Source organism: Janthinobacterium sp. NKUCC06_STL (assembly GCF_019345455.1).
In the GTDB taxonomy this organism is placed as follows: Bacteria; Pseudomonadota; Gammaproteobacteria; order Burkholderiales; family Burkholderiaceae_D; genus Janthinobacterium; species Janthinobacterium rivuli.
Genome location: NZ_JAHKQY010000001.1, coordinates 168,905 through 187,628 on the forward strand (window position 1 = coordinate 168,905; position 18,724 = coordinate 187,628).

Annotated in this window: 16 protein-coding genes; 5 read left to right on the plus strand and 11 right to left on the minus strand. The window is 63.9% G+C overall.

What is annotated here, in order from left to right:
- Positions 1 to 83 precede the first annotated feature (83 nt).
- The gene (locus tag KO539_RS00815) at positions 84 to 722 is read left to right on the plus strand and encodes a cysteine hydrolase family protein (RefSeq protein ID WP_219306928.1); all 639 of its coding nucleotides are present in this window, start codon (positions 84 to 86) and stop codon (positions 720 to 722) included.
- A gap of 54 nt (positions 723 to 776) precedes the next feature.
- Positions 777 to 1,337 (plus strand): YdcF family protein, encoded by a 561-nt coding sequence (locus tag KO539_RS00820; RefSeq protein WP_219306929.1) that lies wholly within the window; start codon positions 777 to 779, stop codon positions 1,335 to 1,337.
- A 7-nt stretch (positions 1,338 to 1,344) separates the two neighbouring features.
- Here KO539_RS00820 and glpK read toward each other — a convergent pair whose 3' ends face one another.
- From glpK to glpD, 8 genes are all read right to left on the minus strand, one after another.
- Positions 1,345 to 2,838 carry a glycerol kinase GlpK gene (gene glpK, locus KO539_RS00825; RefSeq protein WP_219306930.1) on the minus strand — a complete coding sequence of 498 codons (1,494 nt, stop codon included), beginning with the start codon at positions 2,836 to 2,838 and terminating at the stop codon, positions 1,345 to 1,347.
- A gap of 75 nt (positions 2,839 to 2,913) precedes the next feature.
- Positions 2,914 to 4,641: an ABC transporter substrate-binding protein gene (locus tag KO539_RS00830; protein WP_034779106.1), complete on the minus strand. Its 1,728-nt coding sequence runs from the start codon at positions 4,639 to 4,641 to the stop codon at positions 2,914 to 2,916.
- Positions 4,642 to 4,847: 206 nt separating this feature from the next.
- Positions 4,848 to 5,150, minus strand: coding sequence for a DUF2160 domain-containing protein (locus KO539_RS00835; protein ID WP_369811512.1), 303 nt, complete (start codon positions 5,148 to 5,150; stop codon positions 4,848 to 4,850).
- Position 5,151: 1 nt separating this feature from the next.
- Entirely contained in the window at positions 5,152 to 5,958 is an 807-nt protein-coding gene (locus tag KO539_RS00840; protein ID WP_099400550.1) for a carbohydrate ABC transporter permease, read from the minus strand.
- A complete protein-coding gene (locus KO539_RS00845; protein ID WP_034754965.1) occupies positions 5,955 to 6,839 on the minus strand; it encodes a carbohydrate ABC transporter permease in 885 nt (294 codons plus the stop codon). Before KO539_RS00845 ends, KO539_RS00840 begins: the two co-directional genes overlap by 4 nt.
- The gene (locus KO539_RS00850) at positions 6,839 to 7,930 is read right to left on the minus strand and encodes an ABC transporter ATP-binding protein (RefSeq protein ID WP_219306931.1); all 1,092 of its coding nucleotides are present in this window, start codon (positions 7,928 to 7,930) and stop codon (positions 6,839 to 6,841) included. Before KO539_RS00850 ends, KO539_RS00845 begins: the two co-directional genes overlap by 1 nt.
- 1 nt (position 7,931) lies before the next feature.
- On the minus strand, positions 7,932 to 9,026 hold the full coding sequence (locus KO539_RS00855; RefSeq protein ID WP_219306932.1) for an ABC transporter ATP-binding protein: 1,095 nt from the start codon (positions 9,024 to 9,026) through the stop codon (positions 7,932 to 7,934).
- Positions 9,027 to 9,100: 74 nt separating this feature from the next.
- Positions 9,101 to 10,657 (minus strand): glycerol-3-phosphate dehydrogenase, encoded by a 1,557-nt coding sequence (gene glpD / locus KO539_RS00860; protein WP_257626067.1) that lies wholly within the window; start codon positions 10,655 to 10,657, stop codon positions 9,101 to 9,103.
- Between the two features lie 191 nt (positions 10,658 to 10,848).
- Between glpD and KO539_RS00865 the strand changes: the two genes are divergently transcribed.
- The 3 genes from KO539_RS00865 (at position 10,849) to KO539_RS00875 (ending at position 13,462) form a co-directional block, all read left to right on the plus strand.
- Positions 10,849 to 11,607, plus strand: a complete 759-nt coding sequence (locus KO539_RS00865; RefSeq protein WP_219306933.1) for a DeoR/GlpR family DNA-binding transcription regulator — start codon at positions 10,849 to 10,851, stop codon at positions 11,605 to 11,607.
- A gap of 355 nt (positions 11,608 to 11,962) precedes the next feature.
- Entirely contained in the window at positions 11,963 to 12,466 is a 504-nt protein-coding gene (locus tag KO539_RS00870; protein WP_051958782.1) for a MarR family winged helix-turn-helix transcriptional regulator, read from the plus strand.
- A 78-nt stretch (positions 12,467 to 12,544) separates the two neighbouring features.
- Complete coding sequence (locus KO539_RS00875; RefSeq protein ID WP_219306934.1) at positions 12,545 to 13,462, plus strand: pyridoxal-phosphate dependent enzyme; 918 nt, start codon at positions 12,545 to 12,547, stop codon at positions 13,460 to 13,462.
- Here KO539_RS00875 and KO539_RS00880 read toward each other — a convergent pair whose 3' ends face one another.
- From KO539_RS00880 to KO539_RS00890, 3 genes are all read right to left on the minus strand, one after another.
- Positions 13,463 to 15,460 carry a diguanylate cyclase domain-containing protein gene (locus tag KO539_RS00880; protein WP_219306935.1) on the minus strand — a complete coding sequence of 666 codons (1,998 nt, stop codon included), beginning with the start codon at positions 15,458 to 15,460 and terminating at the stop codon, positions 13,463 to 13,465.
- The gene (gene cysC, locus KO539_RS00885; RefSeq protein WP_219306936.1) at positions 15,457 to 15,987 is read right to left on the minus strand and encodes an adenylyl-sulfate kinase; all 531 of its coding nucleotides are present in this window, start codon (positions 15,985 to 15,987) and stop codon (positions 15,457 to 15,459) included. The genes KO539_RS00880 and cysC overlap by 4 nt, the downstream gene beginning before the upstream one ends.
- 62 nt (positions 15,988 to 16,049) lie before the next feature.
- A complete protein-coding gene (locus KO539_RS00890) occupies positions 16,050 to 18,719 on the minus strand; it encodes a nitrate reductase (protein ID WP_219306937.1) in 2,670 nt (889 codons plus the stop codon).
- Positions 18,720 to 18,724 lie beyond the last annotated feature (5 nt).

Consider the following 18,724-nt stretch of genomic DNA (forward strand, 5'->3'; position numbering starts at 1 on the left):
GGCCACTTTTTATTTGCATCGCGCGGCTTGACAATGGCTGTATCGGGGAAGTCCTTCCCCTTTCAACCATTCAGGAGTCACGCATGTCCAACACTACCGCACCACGCCGCGCCCTGCTCGTCATCGACGTGCAAAATGAATACTTCACGGGCGACATGCCCATCGAATACCCGTCCGTCGACATCTCCCTGCCGAATATCGTCACCGCCATGGCCGCCGCCCGCGCCGCCGGCGTGCCCGTGATCGTCGTCCAGCACGATGCGCCGGAAGCCTCGCCCATCTTCGCCAAGGGCAGCGACGGCTGGCAGCTGCATCCGCAAGTGGCCGCCTTTGCCGCCGACCACCGCATCAACAAGAGCATGGGCAGCGCCTTTGCGGGCACGGATCTGCGCGCCTGGCTCGATAGCCACGGCATCGACACCTTGAGCGTGATCGGCTACATGACGCACAATTGCGACGCGGCCACCATCTACCACGCCGCGCATGACGGCTTGCAAGTCGAGTTCCTGCAGGACGCCACCGGCACCCTGCCCTACGCCAACGCGGGCGGCACGGCCAGCGCCGAAGAAATCCACCGCGTCTTCAGCGCCGTATTCCATTCGAACTTTGCCGCCGTCGCCAGCACGCAGGACTGGCTTGATGCCGTGCGCGAAGGCAAACCGCTGGAAATAGACAATATCTATCTGTCGAACCAGCGCGCGCGCAAGGCGCAGGTGAACTGACGCCGGCGGGAATGGACGGGTATCATGCGTCCATTCCCTATTTGATGATGAACGATGCGAAAAATAACTGTGCTCGGTTCAAGCGCTGTTGGCTTGTTCCTGCTGGCCACGGCCGCGCTGGTGCTCGATGGACTCAACGACAAGCAGCCCCCCGCCGACGTGATCGTCGTGCCCGGCAATACGATCCTGCCTGACGGCATGCCCAGCCCACGCCTGCAGGCGCGGCTCGACGCGGCGCTCAAGCAGTTCCAGGAACACAGGGCGCCGCATATCCTCGTCAGCGGGGCAACGGGCAAGGAAGGTTTTGACGAGGCCGCGTCCATGGCCCGCTACCTGCAATCGCGCGGCGTGCCAGCCAGCGCCATCCTTGAGGATAATCAAGGCTGGACCACGGACGCCACGGCCCGCAACACGGCGCTTCTCATGCGCCAGCACGGCTGGCAGACAGCCATGGTCGCCACGCAATATTTTCATGTACCGCGCTTCCGGCTGGCTTTGGAGCGGGCCGGCATCACCGTCAGCGGCCAGGTGCACGCGCCCTACTTCGAGCTGCGCGACCTGTATTCCGTGCCGCGCGAAACGGTAGGTTACGCCGTGTATTTCATGCGCCATTGATACCAGTTCACTCGCTCCAGTCGCGCGAGCGCTCCACGGCCCGCTGCCACTTGTGCAGCCGGCTCAAGCGTTCATCGGCCGCCATGGCCGGTTCGAAACGGCGTCCCACCTGCCATTGGGCGGCGATTTCTTCCTGCGATTCCCAGAAACCCACGGCCAGGCCCGCCAGATAGGCGGCGCCCAGGGCCGTCGTTTCCGTCACGACGGGACGCACCACGGGCACATTCAATATGTCGGCCTGGAACTGCATCAGCATGTCGTTGCGGGCCGCGCCACCGTCCACGCGCAATTCGGAAAGCGCGATGCCCGCGTCGTCCTGCATGGCGGACAACACATCGACGTTCTGGTACGCCACGCCCTCCAGCGCCGCGCGCGCGATGTGCGCCTTGCCCGTGCCGCGCGTGATGCCGATCAGGGTGCCGCGCGCATATGGGTCCCAGTACGGCGCGCCCAGACCCGCGAACGCGGGCACGAAGACCAGGCCGCCCGAATCGGGCACGCTGGTGGCCAGCGCTTCCACTTCGGACGAGTCGCGGATGATGCCGATGCCGTCGCGCATCCACTGCACGGCCGCGCCGGCGATAAAGGCGCTGCCTTCGAGCAAATAATCGGTCTTGTCGCTGCCGGCGCCCAGGCTCCAGCCCACTGTCGTCAACAGCCGGTTTTTCGATGGCAAGGGGCGCTTGCCCACGTTCATCAGCATGAAGCAACCCGTGCCGTAGGTATTCTTCGCCATACCCGGTTTCAGGCACGCCTGGCCGAACGTGGCGGCCTGCTGGTCGCCCGCGATGCCGGCGATCGGCACGGACACGCCCAGCAGGTCAGCGTGCGTGTGCGCGGCCACGCCGCTCGATGGTACGACATCGGGCAGCAAGGAAGCGGGGATGTCGAGCAGCGCCAGCAGGTCCGTGTCCCATTGCAGGGTGTGGATATTGAACAGCATGGTGCGCGACGCGTTGCTCGTGTCCGTCAAGTGGGCGCCGCTCATCTTGTAGATCAGCCAGCTGTCGACGGTGCCGAAGGCCAGCTCGCCCCGTTCGGCGCGCGCGCGGGCGCCGGCAACGTTGTCGAGCAGCCATTTGAGTTTGGTGGCGGAAAAATAGGCGTCCAGCACGAGGCCCGTCTTTTGCTGGATCAAGTCCGCCTTGCCCTGCTCGACCAGTTGCTCGCAATAGGCGGCATTTCTGCGGTCTTGCCAGACGATGGCGTTGGCGACGGGTTCGCCCGTGGCGCGGTCCCACAGCACCGTCGTTTCGCGCTGATTGGTCACGCCGATGGCGGCCACATCGCTTGCCGCCACGCCGCTGTCGTGCAGCACCTGCTGCAGCACGCCCTCTTGCGAGGCCCAGATTTCGTTCGCGTCATGCTCGACCCAGCCCGGCTGCGGGAAAATCTGGCGGAACTCGCGCTGCGCGCTGGCGTGCGGCCGGCCCGCATGGTCGAACAGGATGGCGCGCGAACTGGTGGTGCCCTGATCTAAAGCAAGTATGTATTTGGTCATTGTCTGGTGGTGCAAATCGGGTAAAAACAGGCACGGAGCCATCAAGCTCCGTGCCCTCAGAACTGCGGCGGCAGTTTACCTTACCTTGCCTTCTTTCCAGGCTTGCAGCAACTTGTCGTAGGCAATCGTTTCACCCTTCGGTTTTTCATTCGCCAGCTTTTTCCATGGAGCGTGCTGGTCCGACAGATACTGGTTCGGATCGACCTTCGGATTGAGCTTGGGTGCGCAGGCCTTCATGCCGGCCCGCTGCAAGCGAGCCATGACCTGGTCCATTTCCTCGGCCAGGTTATCCATGGCGGCTTGCGGCGTTTTTTCCGCCGTGATGGCCGTGGCCACGTTCTTCCACCACAACTGCGCCAGCTTCGGATAGTCGGGCACGTTGTTGCCGGTCGGCGTCCACGCCACGCGGGCGGGGCTGCGGTAGAACTCGATCAAGCCGCCGTATTCGTTCGCGTGTTTCGTAAAATAATCGTGGCGGATGTCGGAATCGCGGATGAAGGTCAGGCCGACGATCGATTTCTTCAGCGACACGGTTTTCGACGTAACGAATTGCGCGTACAGCCAAGCGGCGGCCTTGCGGTCGTCCGGCGTGGACTTGAACAGGAACCAGGAACCGACGTCCTGGTAGCCGTTCTGCATGCCCTCTTTCCAGTACGGGCCGTGCGGCGACGGCGCCATGCGCCATTTTGGCGTGCCATCCTTGTTGACCACTGGCAAGCCCGGTTTCGTCATGCCGGCCGTAAACGCCGTGTACCAGAAGATTTGCTGGGCGATTTCGCCCTGCGCCGGCACGGGGCCCGATTCCGAGAAATTCATGCCGTTCGCCTGCGGCGGCGCGTATTTCTTCATCCAGTCGATATATTTCGTCAGCGCAAAGACGGCCGCCGGCGAATTGGTGGCGCCGCCACGCGACATCGAGGCGCCCACTGGCGTGCACTTGTCGGCCGCCACCTTGATGCCCCATTCGTCGACAGGCATGCCGTTCGGAATACCCTTGTCGGCCGCGCCAGCCATCGACAGCCACGCATCCGTGAAGCGCCAGCCCAGCGACGGATCTTTCTTGCCGTAATCCATGTGGCCATAGACTTTCTTGCCGTCCAGTTCCTTCACGTCATTCGTGAAGAAATCGGCGATGTCTTCATAGGCGGACCAGTTCTGCGGCACGCCCAGCTCGTAGCCATACTTGGCCTTGAACTTGGCTTGCAAATCCTTGCGCGCGAACCAGTCGGCGCGGAACCAGTACAGGTTGGCGAACTGCTGGTCGGGCAGCTGATACACCTTGCCATCCGGCGCCGTGGTAAAACTGATGCCGATGAAATCTTTCAGGTCCAGGCCGGGATTCGTAAATTCCTTGCCCTTGGCGGCCATGTAGTCGGACAGCGGCTCGACGGCGCCATAGCGGTAGTGGGTGCCGATCAGGTCGGAGTCGGAAATCCAGCCGTCATAGATGCTCTTGCCGGACTGCATGGAGGTCTGCAGCTTTTCCACCACGTCGCCTTCCTGGATGATGTCGTGGCGCACCTTGATGCCCGTGATTTCCTCGAAGGCCTTGGCCAGGGTCTTCGATTCGTAGACGTGGGTGTCGATGGTTTCCGAGACAACGGAAATTTCCTTGATGCCCTTGGCTTTCAGCTTGGCCGCCGCATCGATGAACCATTTCATTTCAGCAAGCTGTTGCTGCTTGCTCAGGCTGGATGGCTGGAATTCCTTGTCGATCCAGGTTTGCGCCTGCTTGGCGTCGGCCAGGGCCGCATTCGACACGAGCATGGCCGCAGCCGCGAAGACCGTGAACTTCAATTTCATCGTGAATCTCCCTTATAGTTGTCATCCGGCCTGCCGGAGGCTGGCCGCTTTTTCATCTACGATTTAACACACCCAACTAACTTAACGCACCTGACAGAAGCGTAGCGAGCGGCAGTGATTTGTGGCCGAGAAGCGCAACCGTACTTTAGTACGGTGAGCATCGCCGGCCGCAAAGCGCGCCGCGCAGTAGCTTATGTCAGATGCTCTCACCCCCAACGCATTACCACTAACAACACTACAAAACTGATGCCGGCACCTATCGCCTGCTGCATTTCCGTAAACCCCGCCCACGCCAGGTTGACATACGCGGCCGTCAGTAAACCAATGAACAGGCGGTCGCCGCGCGTGGTCGGCATGGGCAGGAAACCCTTGCGCTCGATGCTGGGCGAACGGATTTGCCACACCGTCATGCCAGCGAGCATCAAGCCGATGCAAATGAAGAAGATGGCCACTTCCGGCGTCCAAGCCATCCAGCCGAACAGGCTGGCTGTGCTATCGGTATTTTCCATGTCACACCCTCCCCATCGCGAAACCCTTGGCAATGTAATGCCGCACGAACCAGATCACCAGCGCGCCGGGCACGATGGTCAGCACCCCGGCGGCCGCCAGCACGCCCCAGTCCATGCCGGCCGCCGACACCGTGCGCGTCATGGTGGCGGCAATCGGCTTGGCATTGACGGAAGTCAAGGTGCGCGCCAGCAGCAATTCGACCCAGCTGAACATGAAGCAAAAGAACGCCGTCACGCCCACGCCTGACTTGATCATCGGCAAGAAGATGCGGATGAAGAAACGCGGGAAACTGTAGCCGTCGATATACGCCGTCTCGTCGATTTCCTTCGGCACGCCGGACATGAAGCCTTCCAGTATCCACACGGCCAGCGGCACGTTGAAAACCATGTGCGCCAGCGCCACGGCCAGATGCGTATCCATCAGACCAACGGTGGAATACAGCTGGAAGAACGGCACGAGGAAGACGGCGGGCGGCGTCATGCGGTTGGTCAAGAGCCAGAAGAACAAGTGCTTGTCGCCGACGAAGTTGTAGCGCGAGAAAGCATACGCGGCCGGCAAGGCGACCGTGACCGACATCACCATGTTCAAGGCCACATAAATCATGGAATTGATGTAGCCGCTGTACCAGGAGCGGTCCGTAAAAATCGTGTGGTAATTGGCAAACGTCAGTTGCTGCGGCCACAGGCTCAGGACCCCGACGATTTCCTCGTTGGTCTTGAGCGACATGTTGAGCATCCAGTAGATGGGCAACAATGACGCGAGCAGGAAGACGACGAGGATGGCGCTGCTCATTTTCTTGTGCATCATTTCTGGTCTCCCGTGCCAACGCGCTGCATCCACGTGTACAGCACAAAGCAGAACAGCAGGATGATGAGGAAATAGATCAGGGAAAACGCGGACGCCGGCCCCAGGTCGAACTGGCCCACGGCCTTTTGCGTCAGGTATTGCGACAGGAACGTGGTGGCATTGCCCGGTCCGCCGCCCGTCAGCACGAACGGTTCCGTATAGATCATGAAACTGTCCATGAAGCGCAGCAAGACAGCGATCATCAGCACATTGCGCAGTTTCGGCAGCTGGATGTAGCGGAACACGGCCAGGCGCGAGGCGCCGTCGATGCGGGCCGCCTGGTAATACGCGTCGGGAATGGCACGCAAACCCGCATAGCACAGCAGCACGACGAGGGGCGTCCAGTGCCAGATATCCATCACCATCACCGTCAGCCAGGCGTCGAGCGAATTGCCGTTGTAGTTGTAGTCAAAGCCCAGCTGGTTCAAGGTGTAGCCCATCAGGCCGATATCGCCGCGGCCAAAGATTTGCCAGATGGTGCCCACCACGTTCCAGGGAATCAAAAGGGGCAGCGCGATCAGCACCAAGGCGAGGGACGCCTTCCAGCCATCGGCCGGCATGCACAGGGCAATCAAGATGCCCAGCGGAATCTGGATCGCCAGCACGGAGCCGGAAAACAGCAGCTGGCGCAGCAAGGCGCTATGCAAGTCGCCGTCCAGCATGACCATGCGGAACCATTCGGTACCCACGAAGACCTTTTGCGTGGGGCTCAGGATATCCTGCACGGAATAGTTCACCACCGTCATCAGGGGCAGGATGGCGGAAAAGGCCACGCACAGCAGCACGGGCAGGATCAATAGCCAGGCGCGGCGGTTGTTGTCGGTTTTACCGTTATGTATCATCAGGCCACCCGCTTATCGTTGACATAGAACAAGGTGCGTTGCGGCGGAAAGCGCAGCCGCACAGCATTCCCGGCGACGGCATCGATGGCGCGCAGCTTGGCCGCCACCGTCGCGCCGCCCAGCTGGAATTCCGCCAGGTAATGCGTGCCCATGTTGCGCACGGCCGTGACCGTGGCGTCCAGGCAATGGTCGCCACCCTCGCCCGCTTTCACGCATTCGACGAATTCCGGCCGCACGCCCACCGTAATTTTCCCTTGCGCACCAGACAGCGCCGCGCGCGCGGCAGCGGACACGGCCAGCAGCTGTCCCGCCACGCGCACGCCGCCATCGTCCAGGGTGCAATCGAGCAAGTTCATGCCCGGATTGCCAATGAAGTAGCCGACAAACGTGTGTTCCGGTTCCTCGAACAGCGCTTGCGCGCTGCCCGTCTGCACCACTTCGCCCTGCGTCATGACGACCACCTGGTCGGCAAAGGTCAACGCTTCCACTTGGTCGTGGGTGACGTAGATCAGGGACAATTTCAGTTCGTGGTGGATTTCCTTCAACTTTCTGCGCAGCAGCCATTTCAGATGCGGGTCGATCACCGTCAGCGGTTCGTCGAACAGCACGGCCGCCACGTCGGGACGCACGAGGCCGCGGCCCAGCGAAATCTTTTGCTTGGCGTCCACGGACAAGCCGCTGGCGCGCAGCTTCAGGTCGCCCGTCAATTCCAGCATCTGCGCCACTTGCTGCACGCGCTTTTTCACCTCGATCTCTTTCCAGCCGCGATTACGCAGCGGAAACGCCAGGTTGTCGTGCACGGTCATGGTGTCGTAAATGACGGGAAACTGGAACACTTGCGCGATATTGCGTGCTTCCGTGGGCAGCTGCGTCACGTCCCTGCCATCGAACAGCACCTTGCCATGCGACGGTTTTACCAGGCCGGAGATAATGTTGAGCAAGGTCGTCTTGCCGCAGCCGGACGGCCCCAGCAAGGCGTAGGCGCCGCCGTCATGCCATTCCATGCTCATGGGCCGCAGCGCATAGTCGGCGGGTGCGGAAGGATTGGGTTTGTAGGCGTGGGCCAGGTCGACCAGTTCGATGCGCGCCATGTCACACCCCTCCTTGCGCAGGAGCAAACAGCAGCCCACCGTCTTGCGCGAAGATTAGCAAGGCATGCGGCTGGCAATACACGGTACAGGCGCTGCCGATCTCCAGGTTGTGCACGCCACCGAGCTGCGCCACCAGGGCCAGGTCGCCGCGGCGCGCATGCACATAGGTTTCCGAGCCGCTGATTTCGGCCAGGTCCACCGTAGCTGCGATGGCCACGTCGCCATCGGACTGCGGTGACAAATGCAGGCTGTGCGCGCGCACGCCGAGGATCACCTCCGTGCTGCCACCCAGGCGGGCGCGCTGTGCGCCGCTCAGGCGGATGGCCAGGCCATCGGCCGCCTGCGCCACGCCGGCAGCATCGACGCGGGCGGGGATCAGGTTGATGGGCGGGTCGCTGAAGGTGCGCGCCACGTCGATGGAATTGGGCGCGTTGAAGACGTCCAGGGTCGGCCCCTGCTGCAGCAAACGTCCCTCGTGCAGCACGGCCACGTGGCCGCCCAGCTGCAGCGCTTCCAGCGGTTCCGTGGTGGCGTACACGACCGTCGTGCTGCCGCTGGAAAACAGTTCCGTCAATTCGCGGCGCAATTCCTCACGCAGTTTGTAGTCGAGATTCACCAATGGCTCGTCGAGCAGCAGCAAGGACGCATCCTTGATCAGCGCGCGCCCCAGCGCCGTACGCTGCTGCTGTCCGCCGGACAATTCTCCGGGCGTGCGCTGCAGATACGGCGTGATGTGCAGGCGCTCGGCCAGCGCCAGCACCTTGGTACGTATCTGTTCCTCGGGTTCCTTGCGCAGGCGCAAGGGCGAAGCGATATTGTCGTAGACGGTGAAGGCCGGATAGTTGATGAATTGCTGGTACACCATGGCCAGGTTGCGTTTGCTGACGGGCACGCCCGTCACGTCGACGCCATCGGCCGTCACGGTGCCCCCGCTGGGCTTGTCCAGGCCCGCCATCACGCGCATCAGGGTCGTCTTGCCGGCACGCGTGGTGCCCAGCAAGACGTTGATGGCGCCCGGCACGAGGGCCAGCGACATCGGATATAAAAAGTCGTCAGCCCCCTGCTTCCTGCTGATCTTGTCCAGTACCAGTTGCACGCGCTTCTCCTCCAGTGATGGTTTCTTATTTTTCGCCGCACCCTCTGCGGGGTGCGGTCGCCAACGTGTGCTACTTATGACAACGGATGCTGCAACAGCCAGGCATCGAGCCTGTCCGCCGTCTCGCGCGGCAGGTGCAGGCCCAGCTTCGAGCGCCGCCACAGGATGTCGGCCGCGCTGACGGCCCATTCATGGCGCCGCACATAGTCAACTTCCGCCGCGTACAGGCCGGCGGCGATTTCCTCGCCCATGGCCGCCACGTCCGCCCGCCCGGCGAGCAGCACGTGGATGCGCGTGCCGTAGGCGCGTGCATAGCGCGCCACCAGCGCCGCCGGCAGCCACGCATACTCACGCTGCAAGCCTTGCACGAACTGGCCGAACTCGCGCACGGACCGGTTCTGCGGTGCGCTGCCGTACACGTCGCCGCCAGGCAGGCAGGCACTGGCTGTCCAGGCCGGTAGCGTATTGCCCAGCAAGGGCGCCAGCATGTCCATCGCTTCCTCGGCCAGCTTGCGAAACGTGGTGATCTTGCCGCCGAAAACACTCAGCAGCGGCGCACCTTCCCGGTCCAGCTCGAAACGGTAATCGCGCGTGACGGCCTTGGCGTCGGCCGCCGCGTCTTCCACCAGCGGACGCACGCCCGCATACGTCCACACCACGTCGGCCGGCACGATGGGCTTGCTGAAATAGTAACTGGAAAGCTCGCACAAGTAACGAATTTCCTCGTCATCGATTTCCACCTTGCCACGGTCGCCTTGGTAGTCGAGGTCGGTGGTGCCGATCAGGGTGAAATCGTGCTCATACGGAATGGCAAACACGATGCGCCCGTCCGGATGCTGGAAGATATACGCGTGATCATGCTCGAACAGACGCTTGACGACGATATGGCTACCCTTGATCAGGCGCAAATGGCGTCCCTGTCCACCGGGCGCCGCCTGCTGCAGGAACTCGGCCGTCCACGGCCCGGCCGCATTGACGACGCTGCGCGCCCGCACGGTCGTCTGCCTGCCGCTGGCGTGCTGCAAGGTGGCCAGCCAGGAAGCGCCCTCCCCCTCGCCTTCGCGCGCCAGCATCGTGCAGCGCGTGCGCGTCAGCACGTGCGCGCCCTTGTCCGCCGCATCGATGGCGTTCAGCACCACCAGGCGCGCGTCGTCAACCCAGCCGTCGGAATACACGAAGCCGCGCTTGAACTCGGGTTTTAACGGTTGTCCGGCAGCGTGGCGGGTCAGGTCGATGCCGCTGGAGGCCGGCAGGATTTCCCGCTTCGCCAGCATATCGTAGAGGAACAAGCCGGCGCGTATCAGCCAGGCCGGGCGCTGGCCCTTGGCGTGCGGCATGACGAAGCGCAAGGGCCACATGATGTGCGGCGCCGAGCGCAGCAGCACTTCGCGCTCGATCAGCGCCTTGCGCACGAGGCCGAATTCATAGTATTCGAGATAGCGCAGGCCGCCATGTATCAGCTTGGTCGATGCCGATGAAGTGTGCGCGGCAAGGTCGTCCTTTTCGCACAGCAGCACGGACAGGCCGCGGCCCGCCGCGTCGCGCGCGATGCCGGCGCCATTGATGCCGCCGCCCACCACCAGCACGTCGCATGCCATCGCTGTCTCCACACCCTGCTGTGCTACGGTCATCGGGACTCCGTGTCTGTCGGGGACACGCCGGCGAGGAAAGACTAGGCATCGCCGGCGACTGTCGTTAAGATCAATACTTAGCTAATACGAATACAATATGAATAAGGTTACGCCAGAATACGAACTCATAGCAACATATTTTTAGTACTATTTGTTCGTTTCTGTTCGTTTTGATTTTTAAAGAGAGCACCATGATCCTGAATCCCCGCCAGCGCCGCCTGCTCGAAGTGGTGCGCCAGAAGGTCACCATGTCCGTCGAAGAGCTGGCCCAGCAGCTGGACGTGACGCCGCAAACCGTGCGCCGCGACGTCAAGCAGATGGAGGAAGCGCGCCTGCTGGCCCGCTACCACGGCGGCGTCGGCTTGCCCTCGTCCGTGGAAAACATCGATTACAGCCAGCGCCAAGTGTTCAACAGCGACGCCAAGCGGCGCATCGCCGCCGCCGTCGCCGCGCAAGTGCCGCACGGCTGTTCGCTGCTGATCAATATCGGCACGACGACCGAGGAAGTGGCGCGCGCGCTGGGCCGGCACACGGGCTTGCACGTGGTGACGAACAACCTGAACGTGGCCGCCATCCTGGCCGACAACGCCGCCTGCGAAGTCATCGTGGCCGGCGGCGTGGTGCGCGGGCGCGATCGCGGCATCGTCGGCGAAGCGACGATCGACTTCATCCGCCAGTTCAAGGTCGACATCGGCATCATCGGCATTTCCAGCATCGACGAAGACGGCAGCCTGCGCGACTTCGATGCGCGCGAAGTGAAGGTGGCGCAAGCCATCATCGAGCAGTCGCGCGAAGTGTGGCTGGTGGCCGACCAGCATAAGTTCGGCCGCAAGGCGCTGGTGCGGCTGGCCGACTTGTCGCAAATCGACGTCTTGTTTACGGATGCGCCGCCACCGCCCCGCTTTGCCGAAGTATTGCGCGAAGCGGGCGTGAAGGTGGTGCTGGCCTGAGCGGACCACGTTTCTGCATGAAAACCTCGCACTGTCGCGCGGGCAATACGCCGTGTGTGGGCAAGCACACGCAATGATATGAAATATTTATCAATTCGGCAAAAATGCTGTTACCATTGATGCAACAAGAGTTATTTTTTTAATCTTCCTCTCCGGCAATACGATTATTGGCTTGTTATTGCTTTTTATCTATCCAGAGCAAGAAAAAAGGAAAAACTCTTTGCCGGTAAGTGATTTCCTGTGAAAACAGTGTTAAAACTACCTCAAGCACGATGATAGTTCCCAAACAAACCACTCGACAGCAAGCGTGAAGGCCTTAACCATGCCGGCAACGCCGCCCAGTGAAGGAAAAGAAATGAGCCATAATTTTGAAACGGCCGCCATGCCGCAAGCCGCCCATCCCAACAGCGTCCCCGTCAGCGAGCTGGAAGCCCACCTCGGTTACTGGCTGCGTTTCGTTTCCAACCACGTTTCCCACAGCTTCCAGAAAAAAGCCGAAGCCAATGGCGTGACGGTCTCCGAATGGGTGGTGCTGCGCGAAATGTTCCGCCTGGGCTGCACCTCGCCCACGGTACTGGCGCAAGTGTCCGGCATGAGCAAGGGCGCCGTCTCGAAACTGATCGACCGTCTGGAAAGCAAGGGCATGGTCAGCAAATCGATCCTGCTGGCCGACCGCCGCCAGCATTCGATCGAGCTGACCACGGAAGGCGAGGCGCTGGTGCCCGTGCTGGCCGGGATGGCAGACCAGAACGATGAGGAATTCTTCGGCAAGCTGCCGCGCCAGCTGCGCGACGACCTGCTCGAAGCGATGAAGGAAGTGGCGCGCACGCATCAGCTCAAGAGCGCGCCCCTGAACTAAGGCAATCCTGGCAAGGGTGACACGCTGGCGCGGGCGCTTCGGCTATGATGCTGGCCTGACTGTTTACCAGGAACACGCATGGCCCTGCACATCGAAACTCCCTTGCTCAACTCGCGCGCCCTGAGCCTGCACAGCGAACGCGCCATCTGGCTCAAGCTCGAAGCCTTGCAACCGCCCGGCTCCTTCAAGATCCGCGGCATCGGCCTCGCCTGCGAAGAATACGCGCGGCGCGGCGCCAGCCGTTTCATCTCCTCTTCCGGCGGCAATGCCGGCATCGCCGTCGCCTATGCGGGACGCCAGCTGGGCATTCCCGTCATCGTCGTCGTACCGGAAACGACCAGCGAACGGGCCAGGGCCCTGATCGCGCAGGAAGGCGCCGAAGTGATCGTGCACGGCGCCGCGTGGCAGGAAGCGAACGCGCTGGCGCAATCGATGCTCACGCCGCAAGACGCCTTTTTGCACCCATTCGACGATCCGCTGCTGTGGCAGGGCCACGCCGGCATGATCGATGAAGTGGCCAGCGCGGGCCTGAAGCCGGACGCCGTGGTGCTGTCGGTGGGTGGCGGCGGCCTGCTGGCCGGCGTGGCCGAAGGCTTGCAGCGCAACGGCTGGGATGACGTGGCCATCGTGGCCGTGGAAACGCAAGGCGCGGCCTCGCTGGCGGCCGCCGTGGCCGCGCATGAACACGTGGCCCTGCCGGCCGTGACGAGCATCGCCACCTCGCTGGCCGCGCGCCAGGTGTGCGCGCAGGCGTTTGCCATCAGCCAGACGCGCCTGCTGCACAGCGTGGTGGTGTCGGACCGGGCCGCCGTCGACGCCTGCCAGCGTTTTATTACCGACCAGCGCCTGGTGGTGGAGCCGGCCTGCGGCGCGGCGCTGGCCGCCGTCTACGGCAAAGTACCGGCACTGGCGCCCTACCGCAATGTACTCGTCATCGTCTGCGGCGGCGTGACAGCCACCACGCAGCAGCTCGACCACTGGAGCGCCACCCTGTAGCTAGGGCGCCGCCTCGAGCAGGGCCACGCCATCGCGGCCCTGCCCCTTGGCGGCATACAAAGCCTGGTCGGCCAGGTCCAGCAGCTGCGCCGGCGTCAGCGCGCCTTCGCGGAAGATGGCGATGCCGATGCTGGTCGTCACGGCCAACGGGCCGCTGGCCAGCGCGAACGGCTGGCGGATGGCGTCGATGATCTTGGCGCCGACCTGGCGCACTTCGGCCGCGCCGTTCACGCCTTCGAGAATGATCACGAATTCATCGCCGGCCAGGCGCGCCACCAGATCGCTGGCGCGCACGCTGCGCACCAGGCGCGCGGCGAACTCCTTCAGCACCTCGTCGCCCGCCTTGTGTCCCAGGCTGTCGTTGATGGCCTTGAAGCGGTCGATGTCGAGATAGGCCAGCGCCATCGGCGCGCGCGCGGCCCGCGTGCGCTGCATGCTTTGCGCCAGCTGTTCGTCGAAGCGGCGCCGGTTGGCGATGCCCGTCAGGGTGTCGGTGGCGGCGGCAAACTGCAGCGCCGTGTGCACCGCCTTGGTCTTGGTGATTTCGTGGATCAGGCCATACACGCCTTCCACCGCGCCGCTCTCGCCCACATCGGGCACGTAGCTGGTATGGAAAGTGCGCTCCCCCGCCTCGTTGTCGACCGTGAATTCATAGTCGACTTCCTCGCCCGCGAAGGCGCGCAGCAGGTGTTGCTCGCGCAGCTGGTAGGCTTCCTCGCCCAGCACTTCGCGCATGGAATGCATCAGGCTCTCCTTGGCCGAAACGCCGAACCACTTTTCAAACGTCGCGTTGATGAACTGGTAGCGGTGCTCGCGGTCGATGTAGACGATCACCACGGGCACATGGTCCGTCAGCAGTTTCAAGCGCCGCTCGCTGTCGCGTGTCTGCGCCTCGGCGATTTCACGCTCGGCCACCAGCGAATGGAAATCGCGGCTCAAGTCGCCGATCTCGTCGCGCCGCCCGATTTGCAGCACATCGATACCCAGGCGATGACGGCGAATCTCATGCACCTGGTGGCGCAAGCGCGCCAAAGGCTGCAACAGGCGCAGCACCACGCGCCAGCCGGCCAGGCCCGCCAGCGCCGCCAGCAGCACGGCGGCCAGCAGGATCTTGCTGCGGATGGCGTGCAGCGGCGCGAACGCGTCGCTCATCGGATACACGGACGCCAGTATCCAGCCCGTCGAGGCGATGCGGTGATAGGCAAACAGCGCGTCGACGCCTTGCGTGGTGGTGCCCGTCAGCCAGCCCTCGTAGCCCTGCATGGCGCGCCGCGTGGGCACGCTGACGGGGCCATGCGCTTCGATATGCTGCATGATGCGCGACTTGTCGGGGTGCTCGACGATCACGCCGGTGCTGGTCATGATGTACAGGTAGCCGCCCGGGCCCGGCTTGAGGGCGCCCAGACGGCCCAGGAAATCGGGCTGGCGCAGGTTGACGCTGGCCGCCAGCACATAGCGCACGGCGCCCTGCGCGTCGAACACGGGCTGCGTCACCACCACGATGGGCATGCCGGAAATGCTGCCGTTGAGCGGCGCGGAAATCACCGAGCGCCGCGTCTTCAGCGTCTGTTCAAAGTAAGGACGGCCCTTCACGTTCAGCCCCGCCTGCGGCTTGAAGGGACTCACGCTGGCCAGGACGACGCCGTCGAGGCCGACCACGCCGGCCGAATAAAACTCCGTGCCCAGCACCGTTTGCGCGGCCAGGAAACGCTGCAGGCTGGCGCCGTCGTGCGCGCCGCCGGCCGCCAGGCTGTCCGCCATCGCGCGCAGCACATTGCGCTTGGCGTCAAGTTCTTCATCGATGAAGACGGCGGCGCTGGACAGCGATACGTACTGCTGGCGCCCCGTCACGTCACGCATGCCGCGCTCGGCCACGGCCAGGGTGGCCAGCGCCAGCGAGGCCACCGCGCCCAGCACGAGCAGGAAGACGACCACGCTCATGCGCGCCTTCAGACTGGCGGGCAGGTGCCGGCGCAGCCATGTGCGCCAGGTCGTCACGGCAGCTGCTGCAAATGCCGGCACAGGCGCTCGACCGATTCTTCCAGCGCCAGGGTGCCAGTGTCCAGGGTCAGCGCAGCCGCCAGCGGCGCTTCATAGGGGGCCGACACGCCCGTGAATTCGGCGATCCGCCCCGCGCGCGCCTTCGCGTACAGGCCCTTGACGTCGCGCGCCTCGCACACGGCCAGCGGCGTGCTGACGTGGACTTCGATGAAATGCGCCGCACCGATGATGGCGGCGGCCATGGCCCGGTCGGCGCGGCTGGGCGAGATGAAGGCGGCGATGACGATCAAGCCCGCCCCGTTCATCAGGCGCGCCACTTCGGCCGTGCGGCGGATGTTTTCATGCCGGTCTTCGGGCGTAAAACCGAGGTCGCGGTTCAAGCCATGGCGCAGCTGATCGCCGTCGAGCACCGTCACGGCGCGGCCCTGCGCCTTGAGCGCCTGCGCCAGCGACAGGGCGATACTGGTCTTGCCGGCGCCGCTCAAGCCCGTCAGCCAGACCGTGGGGTGTTGTCCTGCTGTCATCACACTGCCTCTCTTTTGTAGAGCTGGCAATATAACAAAGCCGCGCAGGAAAGGACAGATTATCAGGCTGCGCTGCGCGCCTCCAGCAGCAACTGTCGTATCTCGGGCACGCAGGAGCCGCAATTGCCGCCCGCCTTGACGCAGGCCGTCACCTGCGCCGTCGTCGTCAGTTTTTGCGCCTGAATGGCGGCGCAAATGGTGTTGCGCCCCACGCCAAAGCACGAACACACGGTGGGACCGGCGTCCATGCCCTTGCCGATGGGCTGGCCCAGCAGCACGCCGGCGCGGTCCGCCGTATCCATTTGCGCGTGCGCGAACAGGCCCGCCAGCCAGCTGCGCGACGGCAGGTCGGGACGCGGCGAGACATACACGCATTGCGCGATGCGCCCCTCGTCCAGGTGCACGGCGCGGTACACGCCGGCGCTGGCGTCCGCGTAATCGAGCCAGTCGGCATTGTCGTCCGTGACGCCGAGCAGCGCGCGTGCCCAGGCGCCCAGATCCCCGATACGCTGGCGGCCGGCCAGCTCGTAGCGCAGGAACTGCTCGCCCTGGATGCGCGTCCAGTGCGCCACGCCGTCCAGATTCAAGGGCGTGCGGCTGAGCACAAACGCATGCCAGTGCACGCGGAACTGCTCGATGCGCACGGGCGTGTGCTTGAATTCCGGTTCGCCCGAGACGGGGTCGACGACGGGGTTGACGACGGCGCCAACGCGCGCGTCGGACGCATTCGCGTCGCTCCAGTGGATCGGCACGAAGACCTGGCCGCGCGCGATGCCGCCGCCATGCACGACCCGCGCCACCATCGCGCCCCAGGCGCTGGAAATGCGCGCCAGCTCGCCTTCGCGCACGCTGTACAGCAGCGCATCCTGCGGGTGGAGGTCGATGAATGCTTCGGCGATATGGCCCGACAGTTTCGCCGCCTTGCCCGTGCGCGTCATAGTATGCCACTGGTCGCGCACCCGGCCCGTATTGAGGATGAGCGGATAGTCCTCGTCGGGCATGTTGCGCGGCGCGCGCGGCGCCGTCGGCACGAAACGCGCGCGCCCATCGGCATGCGCGAAGCGACCATCGCTGAACAGGCGCGCCTGGCCCTGCGGCCACTGCTGCGGCGCCAGGGCATCGTAGCGCGCCGCATCCAGGCCGGCCAGGTGGCCCAGATTGAACAGGCGCTTTGTGTCCCCGCCGTTGCGGAAGGCGGACAGGCGCACATGTTCATCGAAGATGGCTTGCGGCGACGTGAAATCGAAGCCGGCATACCCCATGCGCCGCGCCACGTCGCACAGCACGTCCCAGTCGGCGCGCGCTTCGCCGGGCGCCGGCAAAAAGGCCCGCTGGCGCGAGATGCGGCGCTCGGAATTGGTCACCGTGCCATCCTTTTCACCCCAGCCCAGGGCTGGCAGCAGCACGTCGGCATGCGCGTTCGTGTCCGACCCGGCGCTGATGTCCGACACCACCACCAGTTCGCACCTGGCCAGCGCGCGGCGCACCTGGTCGGCGTCCGGCATGCTGACCAGCGGATTGGTGGCGATGATCCACACGGCTTTGACTTTACCCACCTCGATGGCGTGGAACAGGTCGACCGCCTTCAAGCCGGGCTGGCTGGCGATGCGCGGCGAGTCCCAGAAGGTTTGCACGGCCTCGCGGTGCAGCGGTTTTTCGAGATCCAGGTGCGCCGCCAGCATATTGGCCAGGCCGCCCACTTCGCGCCCGCCCATGGCGTTCGGCTGGCCCGTGAGGGAAAACGGTCCCATGCCGGGCTGGCCGATGCGCCCCGTCGCCAGATGGCAGTTGATGATGCTGTTGACCTTGTCCGTGCCGGAAGACGACTGGTTCACGCCCTGCGAAAAGGCCGTGACGACCTTGCGCGTGGCGGCAAATGCCTGGTAAAACGCCAGCAAGGCTTGCGGGTCAACCTTGCAGATGGCCGCCACCTGCAAGGGATCGCTGCAATCCACATGGGCGGCGGCCAGCGCTTCGTCCAGTCCCGAGCTGTGACGCGTGACGAAATCATCGGCGATCACGCCTTCCTTCGCCAGATAGCACAGCAAGCCGTTGAACAGCCACACGTCGGTGCCCGGTTTCACGGGCAGGTGCAAATCGGCCAGCTCGCAGGTGGCCGTGCGGCGCGGGTCGATCACCACCAGTTTCATGTGCGGCCGGCTTTCCTTGATACGCGTGATGCGCTGGAACAGGATCGGGTGGCACCAGGCCGTGTTCGAGCCCACCAGCACGACCATGTCGGCCAGTTCCAGGTCTTCATAGCAGCCCGGCACGATATCCTCGCCGAACGCGCGCTTGTGGCCCGCCACGGCCGACGACATGCACAGGCGCGAATTGGTGTCGATATTCGCGCTACCCACATAGCCCTTCATGAATTTATTGGCGACGTAATAGTCTTCCGTCAGCAGCTGGCCCGAGACGTACAGGGCGACGGCGTCGGGGCCATGCTCGGCGATGATGGCGCGCAAGCCGCCGGCCACCTTGTCCAGCGCGGCATCCCAGGAAGCGCGCCGCAGGACGCCATCGACGCGCACCTGCGGCTGCAGCAGGCGTTTGTCGAGGTCCAGGGTGTCGCCGAGGGCCGAGCCTTTCACGCACAGGCGGCCCTCGTTGGCTGGATGGTTGGTGTCGCCGGCGATGCGGATGGCGCCGTCGGGCAGGCGTGTCGCTTCCACGCCGCAGCCGACGCCGCAATACGGGCAAGTGGTTTTTACGGGCGTGCAGCTTGTCATGGGGA

Excerpts from the sequence above, each read along its gene's own strand:
- KO539_RS00815 (WP_219306928.1), top strand. The coding sequence starts at position 84 with ATGTCCAACACTACCGCACCACGCCGCGCCCTGCTCGTCATCGACGTG.
- KO539_RS00820 (WP_219306929.1), top strand. The coding sequence starts at position 777 with ATGCGAAAAATAACTGTGCTCGGTTCAAGCGCTGTTGGCTTGTTCCTG.
- glpK (WP_219306930.1), bottom strand. The coding sequence starts at position 2,838 with ATGACCAAATACATACTTGCTTTAGATCAGGGCACCACCAGTTCGCGC.
- KO539_RS00830 (WP_034779106.1), bottom strand. The coding sequence starts at position 4,641 with ATGAAATTGAAGTTCACGGTCTTCGCGGCTGCGGCCATGCTCGTGTCG.
- KO539_RS00835 (WP_369811512.1), bottom strand. The coding sequence starts at position 5,150 with ATGGAAAATACCGATAGCACAGCCAGCCTGTTCGGCTGGATGGCTTGG.
- KO539_RS00840 (WP_099400550.1), bottom strand. The coding sequence starts at position 5,958 with ATGATGCACAAGAAAATGAGCAGCGCCATCCTCGTCGTCTTCCTGCTC.
- KO539_RS00845 (WP_034754965.1), bottom strand. The coding sequence starts at position 6,839 with ATGATACATAACGGTAAAACCGACAACAACCGCCGCGCCTGGCTATTG.
- KO539_RS00850 (WP_219306931.1), bottom strand. The coding sequence starts at position 7,930 with ATGGCGCGCATCGAACTGGTCGACCTGGCCCACGCCTACAAACCCAAT.
- glpD (WP_257626067.1), bottom strand. The coding sequence starts at position 10,657 with ATGACCGTAGCACAGCAGGGTGTGGAGACAGCGATGGCATGCGACGTG.
- KO539_RS00865 (WP_219306933.1), top strand. The coding sequence starts at position 10,849 with ATGATCCTGAATCCCCGCCAGCGCCGCCTGCTCGAAGTGGTGCGCCAG.
- KO539_RS00870 (WP_051958782.1), top strand. The coding sequence starts at position 11,963 with ATGAGCCATAATTTTGAAACGGCCGCCATGCCGCAAGCCGCCCATCCC.
- KO539_RS00875 (WP_219306934.1), top strand. The coding sequence starts at position 12,545 with ATGGCCCTGCACATCGAAACTCCCTTGCTCAACTCGCGCGCCCTGAGC.
- cysC (WP_219306936.1), bottom strand. The coding sequence starts at position 15,987 with ATGACAGCAGGACAACACCCCACGGTCTGGCTGACGGGCTTGAGCGGC.
- KO539_RS00890 (WP_219306937.1), bottom strand. The coding sequence starts at position 18,719 with ATGACAAGCTGCACGCCCGTAAAAACCACTTGCCCGTATTGCGGCGTC.